The following is a 14205-nucleotide window of genomic DNA, read 5'->3' on the forward strand; positions in this document are numbered from 1 at the left end:
CGGCAACTCGGTGGGTTTTTTTATGGCTTGTCTGCGGTCAGGTGGGTTTTTGTCATTCAGCCGACATGTCGTTAGATGACAATCTGACCATTGTTTTGACATTTTTGTACCCCATGACCTTGCCTCATTTTTCTCGCCGCCAATGGCTGGCTTCGGCTGCGGTCGGCAGTTTTGTGCACGCACTGGGTGCGCAAGCGGCCACTTACCCTGATAAACCGGTGCGCATCGTGGTGCCATTTGCCGCAGGCGCGGGCACCGATGCCATGGGGCGTTTGTTGGCGCAGAAGTTGGGGGATTTGTGGGGTGCCAGCGTGGTGGTCGAGAACCGCACCGGTGCTTCGGGGGCGATTGGCACTCAGTATGTGGCGCAAAGTCCGGCTGACGGTCACACGCTTTTGCTGGTCGCGGCACCTTTTACCACCGTGCCTGCGGTGTTGCCCACTGCGGGTTATGACCCGGTGGCCAGTTTTGCGCCCATTGGCATGGTGGCCGAAGGGCCTTTGATGTGGGCTTGCAACAAGGATTTGCCTATCAACACGCTGGCCGAATTGGTGGCCTATGCCCAAACCCGACCTGGGCAGCTCAATTACGGCTCTGCGGGCGCAGGCGGTATCAATCACTTGGTGCTGGAACAGCTGAAGGCGAAAAAAGGGGTGTCGATCGTGCACATTCCTTACCGCGGCATCGCCCCCGCCACACTGGACATGATCGGCGGGCAAATCCACTTGCTCACAGGCACGATCCCGGCCTTGGCCCCTTTTGTGCGCGATGGCCGCATCAAGCCCCTGGCGGTGACCACCGCGCAGCGTCACCCGTCTTTACCGCAAGTGCACGGACTGGCCGAGCAAGGTTTGTCCGATTTGAGTGCCCTGAATTACTTTGGTTTGGTGGCGCCCAAAGGCACGCCCGCCGATGTGGTGGCGCGTTTGGGTCAGGCCATTGGCCGCATCACGGCCATGCCCGATGTGCAAGCGCGTTTCAAGGCCGACGCCCTGGAGCCAGCCCCGCAAGGTGTGGCGCACATGGACAGGTTCATTCGCAGTGATTTGGATGGCTGGAAGAAAGTGGTGCGCCAGCAAGGCATCCAGATGGAGGCCATTTAAGCGGCCATTGGTTTGGGTGAAAAACGCTTTAGCTTTTGCCTTTTGCCTTTTGCCTTTTGGCTTTTGCCTTTTGGCTATTGAAGTTAGGTGGTCGAAATTTGGTGGGTTTTAGTTTGGTGTCGGGTTTTCAGCTGCGCTGAACGGCGGTCGCCCAAGCGGCCAGTTTGGCCTCAGCCTGGTCTCGGCTCCATTGCGGCGCGAAAACACGTTCGGTGGCCAGCCGCTCGCGCAGCTCACCCGGTTCGATGAACACGCCTTGCTGTAGACCTGCCATCAAAGCCGCCCCCAGGGCGGTGGTTTCGGTGGTTTGAGGCCTGACCACGGGTAAGCCCATCAGGTCGGCTTGCATTTGCATGAGCAAGTTATTGCTGCAGGCACCGCCGTCCACGCGCAACGCCTTGACTTGCAGGTGCGGCAGGTGACTGGCGTCTTTTTGCATGGCTTGCAGCAGCACGGTGCTTTGCAGCGCGATGCTTTCGAGCGCAGCGCGGGCAATGTGGGCCACACCGCTGCCACGGGTCAAGCCCTGAATGCTGCCGCGTGCATGGGGCAGCCAATAGGGCGCACCCAAACCGGCAAATGCCGGCACAAGCACCACGCCATCGCTGTCGTTCACGCTCGCGGCCAGCGCTTCCACTTCACTGCTGTGCGTGATGGCTTTGAGGCCATCGCGCAGCCATTGCACCACCGCACCGCCCATGAATACGCTGCCTTCCAAGGCGTATTCGGGCGGGGCCTTGGTCTGCAGTTGGGCGGCACAGGTGGTCAAGAGTCCGTTGTGGCTTTGCAGTGCGCTGTGCCCGGTGTGCATGAGCATGAAGCAGCCCGTGCCATAGGTGTTTTTGACCTCGCCTGCTTGCAAGCAAGCTTGTCCCAGCAAGGCCGATTGTTGGTCGCCCGCCACACCGCCAATGACCGGCCCCAGCCCAGGCCCAAGCAAGCCGGTTTGCACCCGCCCAAAATCGGCCACAGAGGCATGCACCTCGGGCAACACGGCGCGAGGAATGTCGAACAAATCGAGCAACTCATCGTCCCATTGCCCGGTGTGGATGTTCAGCAGCAAGGTGCGACTGGCGTTGCTGATGTCGGTGCGGTGGCTTTGACCCCCCGTCAATTGCCAAATCAGCCAAGTGTCTACGGTGCCAAAAGCCAGTTCACCGGCTTGTGCTTGTGCACGGGCACCAGGAATGTGGTCGAGCAACCAGCGCAATTTGGTGGCCGAGAAATAGGCGTCGAGTCGCAAGCCGGTGCGCTGCTGAATGAGCGGCTCCACCCCTTGTTCGCGCCATTGCTGGCACAGCGCTTCGGTGCGCCGGTCTTGCCAGACGATGGCGTTGTGCAGTGGCACGCCGGTCTGGCGGTTCCACAGCAGTGTGGTTTCGCGCTGGTTGGTGATGCCCACGCCCCGGATATCGGCGGCCGTCAAGTTGCATTGGGCGAGCACCTTTTGCGCTGTGTCGCGTTGGCTGTGCCACAGACTCAAGGGGTCGTGTTCTACCCAGCCTGGTTGGGGGTAAATTTGCGGGAATTCTTGTTGCGCCGTGCCGACGATGTGGCCGTGGTCGTTGAAAACAATGGCCCGGGAGCTGGAGGTGCCCTGGTCGAGTGCGAGCAAATAAGTGGGCTGTGTCATGGCTTGTCAGTGGAGGTGTCCGAAGACATGTCTTTGGGGGGCGCCACGACGCAGCGAACAGCTTGATCGCGCAAGAGGCTCTCGAAATCAGGGGCAAGAGGCGCGTCGGTGAACAAGGTGTGCAGCACTTTGAGCGGTGCCATCTCAATCATGGCTGCACGGCCAAATTTGCTGTGGTCGGCCACCAGCCAGACCTGGCGAGATTGCTCGACGATGGCCCGCGCCACCATGACTTCGCGCATGTCGAAGTCGCGCAGGGTGCCATCGGCGTCGATGCCGCTGATGCCGATCAGGCCGATGTCCACCTTGAATTGGCGGATGAACGACAACGCCGCTTCTCCCACCACGCCCAAGTCTTCGTGGCGCACCGTGCCGCCGGCCATGAGCACTTCGCACTGGGGATTGGCCGTCAAGGTGCGGGCCACATGCAAATTGTTGGTGATCACCCGCAGATCAGCATGGTGCAGCAGTTCGCTGGCCACGGCTTCGACGGTGGTGCCAATGTTCATGAACAAGCTGGCACCCGGCGGGATGGCTGCCGCCACGGTGCGTGCAATGCGCTGCTTGGCCTCGGCATGGGTGCGCTGACGCTGGGTGTAAGTGGTGTTGCGGGTGCTGCTGTCAATGGCGCGCACGCCACCATGAAACCGTTCCATGGCCCCGGTTTCTGTCAGTCGCTGGATGTCACGGCGGATGGTTTGCAGTGTGGTGCCGAATTGGGCTGCCAAAGCCTCTGTTTTGAGGCTGCCATGCTCGCGCACATGGTGCAGCATGGCTTGTTGTCTGGGATTGAGTGCCATGGTCATGGCCCTGTTGTAACCGGTTTTTGATGTTGCAAAACTAGGGATTTCGAGCATATGTGATCATTTCCTTTTGTTATATAACCCTCAAAAGAAAATAAACGAACATAAATAATCATATTTAGCGCTCCATTATGTTTCGACCTGATCTTTCAGACTGGACCCAGGCACCCTGCGATGTGCTGGTGATCGGTGGCGGTGCCACCGGTCTGGGTGTGGCCGTGCAAGCGGCACTGGAGGGGCGACGCGTGGCGCTGGTCGAGGCGCGCGATTTTGCCTGTGGCACGTCGTCACGTTCGACCAAGTTGTTGCACGGCGGGGTGCGCTATTTGGCGCAGGGGCGTATCAAGCTGGTGCGCGAGGCTTTGCGTGAACGGGCCATTGTGTTGGGCCTGGCCCCCCATTTGGCGCAGCCCCTGCCTTTTGTGGTGCACGAGCGGCGCTGGCTGGCGTGGGCCATCACGGCTTTGGGGCTCAAGCTGTACCAGTGGCTGGCAGGCCGCTTGAGTTTGGGGGCCACCGAGTCCATCAGCCAGCGCAGCCTGCGTGACAGCGGAGTGGCATTGCCCGGCACGGTGGCCGGGGTGCGGTATTGGGATGGTCAATTTGAGGATGCGCGGCTGGCATTGGCCTTGGCCCGGACCGCACAGGCCGCAGGTGCCCGAGTGCGCAACCACACCCGTGTGGTTGCCCTGAAGCAGCACGACAAAGATTGGGAAGTGACGCTGCAAGATGCCCTGAATGGTCAGCAAATCACCTTGCGGGCGCATTGCGTGGTCAATGCCACTGGCGTTTGGGTCGATGGCTTGCGGCAGCTGGCTTTGTCTGCAGTGCCGCAGACAGCGGTGTCAAAGACATCGTCATCGCGTTCATCGGCACTGCAGGGCCTGGTCAAGCCGAGCCAAGGCGTGCATCTGGTGGTGGACCGTGCGCGTTTGCCGCTGAACGAGGCGGTGCTGGTGCCGCGAACCACCGATGGGCGTGTGCTGTTTGCTGTGCCATGGTTGGGGGCCACGGTGATCGGCACCACCGACACCCCGCGTGACGACGCCCCGCTGGAGCCGCGTCCCATGGCCGAGGAGTTGGCCTTTTTGTGGGGTGAGACAGCACGCGCCTTGGGCGTTCGCTTGCAGGCACACGATGTGAAGAGTGTCTGGGTGGGCTTGCGCCCTTTGGTGGACAACAGACATGGCCAGCAGGGGCAAACGGCGCAAATGTCACGCGAACACCTGATCGCCCGCGAAGCGCCTGGCTTTGTGACCGTGACCGGCGGCAAATGGACGACTTACCGCAGCATGGCGCAAGAGGTGTTGAGCACCTTGGTGGCCTCTGGCGATTTGCCGACGGCCCGGTGTGTGGCCCACACCGAAAGCCACACTTTGTTTGGTGCGCCTGCTGCCGGTGCGCTGCCCACCAGTTTGCGTGAAGCGCCAGGTGCGCATTTGCTGGGGTCTGAGGCGGCAAAGGTGTTGAATGTGCCCGGCAGCGATGAGTTGCTCGGCTTGGGTTTGACAGCGGCGATGGTCCGCTACTGTGCGCGCTCGGAGTGGGCTGTCACGGTCGAGGACATGCTGGCCAGGCGCTGGCGTGTGTTGTTTCTCGATGCCCGCTTGGCCGAGCAGATGGCCCCGCGCGTGGCCGAGTTGTTGCAGCAAGAAACGGGCATCGACCCGGCGTTGCCCGCGTTTTTGGCTTTGTGCCGGCAATACCAGCTGAGTCCGGCAGACTTGGCTGGTTTATGAATGTGATGGAGGTATTTTTGTGAGCACCGATACGATTTCCAATGTGCGCTACGGCATCATCGGCTGCGGCATGATGGGGCAAGAACATCTGCGCAACATCGCCCTGTTGCCCGGTGCCTCGGTGACCCGGATCTTTGAACCGGATGACGCGATGGCCGCTGCCAGTCTGGCGCTGGCACGCGGCAGCCAGCGTGCCGCGAGTCTGGCCGAGGTGGTCACTGCGCCCGATGTGGATTGTTTGCTGGTGGCCAGCCCCAATTTCAGGCACGCACAGCAGTTGGCCGAGATCGCCGCATTGCGCCCCTTGCCCGTCCTGCTCGAAAAGCCTGCTTGCACATCGCTCGATGAGTTGCGCGAGCTGGCCTTGTTGGGGCACGCTTATGCTGCGCCGATCTGGGTGGCGATGGAATACCGCTACATGCCGCCTGTGGCCCGCTTGACCGAAGAAGCACACAGCCAGCAAAACACCGGGCCGCTCGCCATGCTGTCCATTCGCGAGCACCGCTTTCCCTTCCTGGTCAAGGTAGGCGACTGGAACCGTTTTAACCGTTACACCGGGGGCACGCTGGTCGAAAAATGCTGCCACTTTTTTGACCTCATGCGGCATGTGCTGCGCAGCGAACCGGTGCGGGTGTATGCGTCCGCTTCGGTGGCGCACAACCACCTAGACGAGCGCTATGCCGATGGTGTGCCCGATATTTTGGACAACGCCTATGTGGTCGTGGACTTTGCCAACGGCCAGCGTGCTTTGCTGGAGTTGTGCATGTTCGCCGAGGGCGCGCGTTACCAGGAAGAAATTTCGGTATTGGGATCGCGTGGCAAGGCCGAGTGCTTTGTGCCGGGGCCAGGCCGTTTTTGGCCAGCCCATCTCGGCGAGCCGCCAGTGCCCAAAGTGGTGATCAGCCCCCGTGACCCCAAGGGTCCGCTCGAGCTGGATGTGCCGGTTGACCCTGTGGCCTTGGCCGCAGGAGACCACAACGGCTCCACGTTTTACCAGCACCAGCGCTTCAATGCGGTGGTGCGCGGCGTGGGCCAGGTCGAGGTCGGTTTGAAAGACGGCCTGGCCGCTGTGCTGATGGGTCTGGCCGCACAAGAGTCAGCACGCACGGGCCAAGCCATTGACCTGACTCAAGGCGCTTATGCGCTGGGTCAAATTTAAAGCGATGCCCGCTGTGCAGCTTGCATCAGCCCAGCACTTCGCGCACAAAATGCGCGGCCTTTTGCCAGTCGGCAGCGGTCATGGCGTGCCCGCCTGTTCGCTCGTGCCATTGCAATCGGCGAGGGTGCCCTTGCCAATGCGGACCCAGCACCTCAGCCATGTGCCGGGTGCCTTCGGGGTTGGCCCACAGGTCATCGCTGGCCTGGATCAGACACACGCCACGCGGCGCGATGTGTTCCAGCAAAAAGCGGGGGGCATCAATGGCCATCAGGTGGCCGCGCACAGGCGCTTGCTGGGTGTCCGGGCCCAGCCAGTGGGGGAATCGGCTCGCCAGTTGGCTCAGGCTTTCGGCGCTGGGCGGGGTGATGGTCAAAGACGCTGCGCCGGCGGTGCCACTGTTGTGAGCGATGACGGCGTCGATGCGGTCATCAAGGGCCGTGGCCAGCAAGGCGGCTTTGCCACCTCTGGAATGGCCTGCCACGGCGATGCCGGACATTCGGTCGTCGTCGATCTGCCGCAAGGCATCTACACAGCCTTGCAGGCCCCACGCCCAGACCGCCAGACACCCGCTGCTCAGGTGTGGCCAGTGTTCAAAGACCGGACCTTCGCGCTGCGCAGTGTCATTGTCAAAAGCCAGTTCGGTGCGGTTGAACCAGGCCAGCGCAGTGCCTTGTTGCAGCGTGGCCAAGACGGCGTCGTTGCCCAAAACATGTGGCCAGCAAGCATCGGGGCTGAGCAGCACCGGGCAGCGTTTGGTGTGGCGAGGCCAAATCAGCGTCAAGGTCCAGCTGATCCAGGCAGGCCTGCCCACACTGACACGCCACAACTCCAACTCGCGGTCGGTTTGCAAAAGCCGGTGCATGCGCTGCGTTTGCACAACCCCGTCATGCGGCACGAAGCCCCCAAACAGGGTCTCGAGAGCTGCGAGGTGTGGCGTCGCATGCGGCGACGGGAGAGTCGATTCATTCAGCATTCGTGTAAACGATAAGCGTGTTTCAGCGTCATTGAACTATATTCATTTCATCACTAAACGAGGAGTCAACCATGAAATCTGTTTTTATTCGTCCCCTGGCTTTGGCCGCAGGTTTGTCCGCTTTGGCGGGTTTTGCCCATGCAGGAGAGATCCGCGTCATGTGCTACCAGGACGGCGTGGAGTGCGAGGTCACGGCCGAGCTGGCCAAGCGCTTTGAGGCCCAAAATCCCGGCACCAAAGTGGTCATTGACACCGTGCCCTACAAAACCATTGTGGAGCAGTTGCCCGTGCAGTTGGCCGCAGGCCAAGGCCCTGACATTGCGCGTGTGACCGATCTGGGTGGCCTGTCCAAGTACTACATGGACATTTCTTCGCACCTCAAAAACCGCAAATACTGGGATGACAACTTTGGCGCCACCGCCCCTTGGCTGCGCCCCAGCGCAAGCGACAAAGGCATTTACGGCTTCATGTCGCAATTGACCATGACCGGCCCGTTCGTGAACAAGACCTTGTTTGAACAAGCCAAAGTGCCCATGCCCGGCGCCAAGGCCACTTGGGACGACTGGATGGAGGCCAGCCGCAAAGTGGCCAAGGCCACCCAACTCAAGGCCGCTGCGGCCTGGGACCGATCGGGCCACCGTTTTGCAGGCCCCGCTATCAGTTACGGCGCCAAAATTTTTGATGCACAGGGCAACCCCGTCATCGATGCCGGTTATAAAACCACGGTCAACAAATTTGTCGCGTGGCACAAAGACGGCGGCATGATGCGCGAAGTTTGGGCCGGCACAGGGGGTTCGACCTACGCGTCGTCGATCGATGAGTTCATCAACGGCAACGTGGCCATGGTGCTGGCCGGCAGCTGGCAAATTGGCAACCTGCAAAACAAAGTGGGCAGCAATTTTGACTGGGTCGCGGTGCCCAACCCTTGCGGTCCTGCCGCATGCTCGGGCATCCCCGGTGGCGCGGCTTGGGTGGCCTTGAAAACCAGCAAGTCACCCAAAGAAGTGGGTGCCTTCATGGACTTCATGGCGTCTGAGGCCGCCTATGCCGAGTTCAGTGCCCGCACCAACAACATTCCCGCACACGCTGGTCTGGCCAAAAAAGGCGTGGACTACGCCAGCGCCAAGCCTGCAGCCAAAGCCGCTTTGGGCGTGTTCAGTGCCGGTGTGGCGCAACTCGCACCAGTGGCCTATCAATTCCAAGGCTACAAGTTGAACCGCGCCATCATGTTGCCCACGGTCAGCCGTGTGACGCAGGCGATTGTGGGCGAGATGAGCACGGACGAGGCGGTCAACAAGATCAGCTCTGACATGCAAGACGCCGTCAAGCAAGCCCAGAAGTAAGTCTGGGCTGAGTTTGGCAACGCAGGTGTGGGCATGGAAATGCCCACACCGCTTCCCCATTGGTTTGCAGATCGCCCCGCTTTGACGGTGGGGTGAGGTTTTTTTCATGAGATTTCTCGCCTTCTTTTTCAATTTGCTGGAACCTTTTTTCAGGTTCGGGCAGCAGCGCTTGGGTCTGCAGCGGCTGGGGTGGCTGTTTGTCGCACCCAACCTGATCGTGTTTGGCTTGTTTTGCTTTTTGCCAATCCTGATCAACCTGATCTACGCGGTGACGGGCGGCGTGCAGTTGATGCCCTTGAGCCGTCCTTACACGGGGGCTGAGAATTTTCAGATTTTGTTTGAATGCGGCAGCTACCTCGACTTGTCGACTTGCCGCAAAGACGTCTTTTGGCGTGCGATTTTCAACACCGTGAAGTTCAGTTTCATCCAGGTGGGCTTGATGGTCTTGCTGGCCATGGTCACGGCGCTGGTGCTCAACCGCAAAATCTTAGGGCGGGGGTTTTGGCGTGGGGTGTTTTTCTACCCGGTCTTGCTGTCACCCGTGGTGGTGGCGTTGATCTGGAAATGGTTGCTGCAAAGCCAAGGCGCGTTCAATGCGGGCTTGGTGGCGCTAGAGATGTCGCCCGTGCAGTGGTTGACCGAATCGGGTTGGGCTTTTTTCTGGACCGTGTTCGTGTCAATCTGGGCGCACATGGGCTTTTACACCCTGATTTTGCTGGCCGGACTTCAGGCCATTCCGAAAGATTTGTACGAAGCCGCTGAGATGGACCGCGCCAGCCCTTGGCGCACCTTGACCCGCATCACTTTGCCTTTGTTGATGCCCAACCTGATCGTGGTGTTGGTGCTGGCCGCCATCCGCGCGGTGCAGGTTTTTGACGAGGTGTTTGTCTTGACCGGTGGCGGCCCGGGATCGGCCACCACGTTCATTGTCCAGTTCATTTACCAAACCGGATTCGCGGAGCAAATCCATTTGTACGGTTTGGCTGCGGCCGCTTCATTGGCGCTGGCGTTTTTCTTGATTGTGTTGACTTTGGCGCAGTTGCGTCTGACGCGGGCCAGCGAAGCTGGTCAGAAGGGGCGCTGAGATGGGCTGGATGAATTTTCTGTTGCGTACGCGAGGGCGTCAGCGTCTGGATTGGACCGACGTGCTCAGTTACACCTACCTGGTGGTGGGTTTGTTCACCATGTTCGCGCCGGTGGTCTGGCTGGTCATGTCCTCGTTCAAGACCGAGGCGGCCATTGGGCAATTTCCACCCACGTTCATGCCTTACACACAAAAAACAGTGGTGGTCGCGGGGCACGACAAACCCTTGCCGCTGTTTACCGTGACACTCGACGATGGCCGGAAACGCGAAATGGCCCAGGTTCAGCGCATGGGCATCATGGCCAGCATGGTGGACCCTGCGGCACCTGAAGATCGGGTGCAGGTCAACATCCGTCAACGCGAGCCGGTCAATACCTTGAAGTTCGCCTGGGGCAACTACACCGAGTTGTTTGGCAAGTTCACCTTTGGCACCTACCTGTGGAACAGTGTGTTCATCACGGTGGTGGCCACGGTGCTGACCTTGCTCTTCAACTCCATGGCCGCGTTTGCCTTGTCCAAATTCAAGTTTCGCGGGCAAAAGGGGGTGTTCCTCCTCATCATCGCCACGCTGATGATTCCGCCCACCATCATTTTGGTGCCGGTGTTTTTGGTCATCAACCATGTCGGCATGCTCAACAGTTTGTGGGGCGTGATCTTGCCGGCGGTGGCCACGCCCACCGGGGTCTTTTTGCTCCGACAGTACATGCTGACCATTCCGGACGAGCTGATCGAGGCGGCCCGCATGGACCACGCCAGTGAATGGCGCATTTATTGGCGCATCGTGTTGCCCTTGTCGGCACCCGCGCTGGCGGTGCTGGCTATTTTCTCGGTCATGTGGCGCTGGAACGATTTCTTGCTGCCCTTGATCGTGTTGTCCAAAAACGAGTTTTTTACTTTGCAACTCGCGCTCAACTCGTTCCAGGGCGAGCTCAACACCCAGTGGCACTACCTGTTGGCCATGACAGTCATCACCTTGTTGCCCGTCACCTTGGTGTTTGCTTTCCTTCAACGTTACATCACCACCGGCATTGCAGGTGCCGGGGTGAAGTGAGCGGTTTGTTTTTCTATTTTTGTCAGGTAGTCGATCGTGTCCACTCTTGAATTGCGTGCCCTTTATAAAAAGTTTGACCAAACCTCGGTGATCCACGGCGTGGATTTGCAGGTGGCCCACGGCGAGTTTGTGGTCTTTGTCGGCCCCTCCGGCTGCGGTAAATCTACGCTTTTGCGCATGATCGCCGGGCTGGATGCGCCCACCGATGGTGATTTGCTGATCGACGGTCAGCGTGTCAACGACGTTGGGGCCGCCGAGCGTGGCTGTGCCATGGTGTTCCAGTCGTACGCGCTGTATCCGCACATGACGGTGTATGACAACATGGCCTTTGGCCTTGAAAACGCCAAAGTGCCGCGTGCAGAAATTGAGCGCAAGGTGCATGAGGCGGCCAGTTTGCTCAGGCTGGATGCCTTGCTGCAGCGACGGCCGACCCAGCTGTCGGGCGGGCAGCGTCAGCGGGTGGCGATTGGCCGCGCCATTGTGCGCAACCCCAAGATTTTTCTGTTCGACGAACCGCTGTCCAACCTGGATGCCGAGTTGCGTGTGTCCATGCGCAGCGAGTTGCGTGAGCTGCATCAGCGCTTGGGCGCGACCATGGTTTACGTGACGCATGACCAGGTGGAGGCCATGACCATGGCCGACAAGATTGTGGTGTTGCGGGCCGGTCTTGTGGAGCAGGTGGGCACCCCGGTGTCCTTGTATGAAAAACCTTGCAACACTTTTGTGGCCGGTTTCATTGGCAGCCCGCGCATGAACTTCATGCCTGCGGCCTTGGTTCGCGCCTGCCCTGCTTTGTCGGCGTGGGTGCCAGCGCAGGCGCATCAAGTGGGCATCCGACCCGAGCATTGGCTGGCTTGTGGGCCAGGTGAGGGTTTGTCCATGACCGTGCGCCACGCCGAATACATGGGCGCCCAACGCTTGGTGCATGCCGAGCTGCAAGACCAGACCCGGGTGGAGCTGTTGGTCGATGGCGAGCACGCACTGTCGGCGGGGCAGACCATTCACATGCGTGTGGCCGAACACCATTTGCATGTCTTTGACGCACAAGACCAGCGCATTGAAAAGGCGGCTGTATGAAACCCGTGGCTACTTCTGGTTGGAAAGCCCAACCCGGCGCACCCGATGCCGATGCGTTCGCCCCGCTCACCCCGGGTGGTCAGCTGCGCTTGGTGTTTTTGTCAGACAGCCTGGCGCGTGTGAGCTGGCAACCGGCGCAAGATTACAAAGAACCTCGAACCTGGGCCATTGCCCCGGTTGCAGGTGAAGATGTCGCCTGGCAAGGCCGAGAGCGCGCCAGTTTGGCGGGTTTTGCGCGGCCCCAGCTGAAGGCGTCTGCGAACGGTCAAGGTCTGCAGACCGGCAAACTGGCGGTGCACTGGACAGGCGGCAACGGAGACCCCGTGCGTCTGGAATGGTCGCAGCCCGGCAGCGGCAAGGTTTTTCAGTCCGACCGTGTGACCAGTGCGTATTTGAGCGAGAAGCGCACAGGGCTGGTGCGCCACTGTGTGGTGCGCGATCCGCGCGAGCATTACTTTGGTCTGGGCGACAAGACCGGGCCGCTGAACTTGCATGGCCGGCGTTTGCGTTGTTTGGGCCAAGACTCGATCGGCTATGACCCGGAGCGTGGCGACCCTCTGTACAAGCATTGGCCCTTCTTGATGACCCGCACGGTCGACGGTTTGTGGGTCGGTATTTATTACGACACCTTGTCCGCTTGCACCTTCGATCTGGGCTGCGAGCACGACAACTACCACGGCTTGTTTCGCACCACCGAAATTGACGATGGCGATCTGGACTATTACCTGATGGTGGGTGAGACACCGGCACAGGTGGTGGCGCAATTTGTACAGCTGGTTGGCGGCACCTTGCTGCCACCGCGCTGGACTTTGGGCTTTGCCCAGACCGCCATGGGCTTGGCCGATTCGCCCAATGCACAGCAGTTGCTGGAGTCGTTTGTCGACGAGTGTCAGCAGCATGGCGTGCCGATCTCGTCTTTCCACTATGGCTCGGGTTATTCGAGTCGGGGCAAGCAACGCTATGTGTTCACCTGGAACACCAGCAAGTTCCCGGATCCTGAAAGGGTCAACGCCAAGTTCCATGCCGCCGGCATGAAGCTGGTGGCCAACCTCAAGCCCTGCTTGCTGGACGACCATCCGGCCTATGCCGAGTTGGCCAAGCAAGGCGCATTCATCGAGCACGAAGACACGCGCCAGCCTGTGGTCGAGCCTTATTGGGATGGCCAGGGTTCGCACCTGGACTTCACCCGCGCACAGGCCATTCAGTGGTGGCAGTCACAGCTCAAGGCGCAGATTTTGCAACGCGGCATTGACGTGGGTTGGAACGACAACAACGAATACGCCATTCAGGCCGAAGACGCCTTCAGCGCAGGCCTGGGGCAAACCATGCCCATGCACCGCAGCCGCCCTTTGCACGGGTTGCTGATGACGCGTGCCACCTTTGAGTCGCAGCAAGCCCATGCCCGCGAAACCGGGCAAGATGATTTGGTCTTCACCATCACCCGTGCGGGGCCACCAGGCCTGCAGCGCTATGCCCAAACCTGGTCTGGTGACAACACCACCAGCTGGGCCAGTTTGAAGTGGAACATCCGTACCGGCTTGCAAATGAGCCTGTCGGGCATGTTCAATATCGGGCATGACGTGGGTGGTTTTTACGGGCCGATCCCTGATCCTGAATTGTTCCTGCGCTGGGTGCAAGCGTGCAGCCTGAACCCGCGCATGGTGATGAATTCATGGAAAGAGGGCAATGTCAGCAATTTGCCCTGGATGCACCCGGAGGTCACCGAAGCGGTCACCCAGGCCATCCGATTGCGCTACCGGCTGTTGCCCTACATGTGGCAATGCTTTGAAGCGGCCAGCCAAAAGCACAAGCCCATCATTCGGCCCACGTTTTTCAACTTCCCGAACGATGCGCGTTGCCTGCAGGACTGTGACGATTTCATGTTGGGCGATGCCTTGCTGGTGGCGCCCGTCGTGGCGCAAGGCGACACGCAACGCCGGGTGTACTTGCCCCAGCTGCCGCCGGGCGAAAGCTGGTTTGATTTTTACACCCGCACCCCCTTGGCGGCGGGCACTGAACACGTCGTCAGTGCACCCTTGAACCGCCTGCCGCTGTTCGCCCGCTCTGGTGCGCAGATTCCTGTGGCGAATGCCTCAGCCGGGGCTTTGCCCAGGTTCGATGATCCTGTCTCGGAAACGCTGGCTTTCTGACACCCTTTAACTCGACCACCCAGGGCAAGGTGGTCGAGGCTGCATCTGAACTGCCCCCCATACAGCGTCTGTCGAATGTGACCGACCGCC

Annotated in this window: 11 protein-coding genes; 8 read left to right on the plus strand and 3 right to left on the minus strand. The window is 60.1% G+C overall.

Features of this window, described 5'->3' with window-relative positions:
- Positions 1–65 precede the first annotated feature (65 nt).
- Complete coding sequence (locus tag BN3544_RS07125) at positions 66–1103, plus strand: Bug family tripartite tricarboxylate transporter substrate binding protein (protein ID WP_019429874.1); 1038 nt, start codon at positions 66–68, stop codon at positions 1101–1103.
- A 127-nt stretch (positions 1104–1230) separates the two neighbouring features.
- On the opposite strand, the gene glpK is transcribed toward BN3544_RS07125, so the two are convergent.
- Together glpK and BN3544_RS07135 are read right to left on the minus strand one after the other, a co-directional pair.
- Positions 1231–2736 carry a glycerol kinase GlpK gene (glpK, locus tag BN3544_RS07130; protein ID WP_019429872.1) on the minus strand — a complete coding sequence of 502 codons (1506 nt, stop codon included), beginning with the start codon at positions 2734–2736 and terminating at the stop codon, positions 1231–1233.
- The gene (locus BN3544_RS07135; RefSeq protein WP_036075032.1) at positions 2733–3536 is read right to left on the minus strand and encodes a DeoR/GlpR family DNA-binding transcription regulator; all 804 of its coding nucleotides are present in this window, start codon (positions 3534–3536) and stop codon (positions 2733–2735) included. The genes glpK and BN3544_RS07135 overlap by 4 nt, the downstream gene beginning before the upstream one ends.
- 134 nt (positions 3537–3670) lie before the next feature.
- Here BN3544_RS07135 and BN3544_RS07140 point away from each other — a divergent pair, with 134 nt between their 5' ends.
- Both BN3544_RS07140 and BN3544_RS07145 read left to right on the plus strand, forming a co-directional pair.
- On the plus strand, positions 3671–5278 hold the full coding sequence (locus tag BN3544_RS07140) for a glycerol-3-phosphate dehydrogenase/oxidase (RefSeq protein WP_019429870.1): 1608 nt from the start codon (positions 3671–3673) through the stop codon (positions 5276–5278).
- A 19-nt stretch (positions 5279–5297) separates the two neighbouring features.
- Positions 5298–6437 (plus strand): Gfo/Idh/MocA family protein, encoded by a 1140-nt coding sequence (locus tag BN3544_RS07145; protein ID WP_019429869.1) that lies wholly within the window; start codon positions 5298–5300, stop codon positions 6435–6437.
- 25 nt (positions 6438–6462) lie between these two features.
- On the opposite strand, the gene BN3544_RS07150 is transcribed toward BN3544_RS07145, so the two are convergent.
- Complete coding sequence (locus tag BN3544_RS07150; RefSeq protein WP_155820444.1) at positions 6463–7299, minus strand: alpha/beta hydrolase family protein; 837 nt, start codon at positions 7297–7299, stop codon at positions 6463–6465.
- A gap of 182 nt (positions 7300–7481) precedes the next feature.
- Between BN3544_RS07150 and BN3544_RS07155 the strand changes: the two genes are divergently transcribed.
- The 5 genes from BN3544_RS07155 (at position 7482) to BN3544_RS07175 (ending at position 14115) form a co-directional block, all read left to right on the plus strand.
- Positions 7482–8753, plus strand: coding sequence for an ABC transporter substrate-binding protein (locus BN3544_RS07155; protein WP_019429867.1), 1272 nt, complete (start codon positions 7482–7484; stop codon positions 8751–8753).
- A gap of 106 nt (positions 8754–8859) precedes the next feature.
- Entirely contained in the window at positions 8860–9837 is a 978-nt protein-coding gene (locus tag BN3544_RS07160; protein WP_019429866.1) for a carbohydrate ABC transporter permease, read from the plus strand.
- Positions 9838–9847: 10 nt separating this feature from the next.
- A complete protein-coding gene (locus BN3544_RS07165) occupies positions 9848–10888 on the plus strand; it encodes a carbohydrate ABC transporter permease (protein WP_197409906.1) in 1041 nt (346 codons plus the stop codon).
- Positions 10889–10924: 36 nt separating this feature from the next.
- A complete protein-coding gene (locus tag BN3544_RS07170; protein WP_036074980.1) occupies positions 10925–11965 on the plus strand; it encodes an ABC transporter ATP-binding protein in 1041 nt (346 codons plus the stop codon).
- On the plus strand, positions 11962–14115 hold the full coding sequence (locus BN3544_RS07175) for a glycoside hydrolase family 31 protein (protein ID WP_019429863.1): 2154 nt from the start codon (positions 11962–11964) through the stop codon (positions 14113–14115). The genes BN3544_RS07170 and BN3544_RS07175 overlap by 4 nt, the downstream gene beginning before the upstream one ends.
- The last annotated feature ends 90 nt before the right edge of the window (positions 14116–14205 follow it).

The organism is Limnohabitans sp. Rim47, from assembly GCF_001517545.1.
Lineage (GTDB): Bacteria > Pseudomonadota > Gammaproteobacteria > Burkholderiales > Burkholderiaceae_C > Limnohabitans_A.

Bases quoted from the DNA above. Each gene is read 5' to 3' on its own strand.
- BN3544_RS07175 (WP_019429863.1), top strand. From the start codon at position 11,962: ATGAAACCCGTGGCTACTTCTGGTTGGAAAGCCCAACCCGGCGCACCC.
- BN3544_RS07165 (WP_197409906.1), top strand. From the start codon at position 9,848: ATGAATTTTCTGTTGCGTACGCGAGGGCGTCAGCGTCTGGATTGGACC.
- BN3544_RS07140 (WP_019429870.1), top strand. From the start codon at position 3,671: ATGTTTCGACCTGATCTTTCAGACTGGACCCAGGCACCCTGCGATGTG.
- BN3544_RS07150 (WP_155820444.1), bottom strand. From the start codon at position 7,299: ATGCACCGGCTTTTGCAAACCGACCGCGAGTTGGAGTTGTGGCGTGTC.
- BN3544_RS07125 (WP_019429874.1), top strand. From the start codon at position 66: ATGTCGTTAGATGACAATCTGACCATTGTTTTGACATTTTTGTACCCC.
- BN3544_RS07135 (WP_036075032.1), bottom strand. From the start codon at position 3,536: ATGGCACTCAATCCCAGACAACAAGCCATGCTGCACCATGTGCGCGAG.
- glpK (WP_019429872.1), bottom strand. From the start codon at position 2,736: ATGACACAGCCCACTTATTTGCTCGCACTCGACCAGGGCACCTCCAGC.
- BN3544_RS07155 (WP_019429867.1), top strand. From the start codon at position 7,482: ATGAAATCTGTTTTTATTCGTCCCCTGGCTTTGGCCGCAGGTTTGTCC.
- BN3544_RS07160 (WP_019429866.1), top strand. From the start codon at position 8,860: ATGAGATTTCTCGCCTTCTTTTTCAATTTGCTGGAACCTTTTTTCAGG.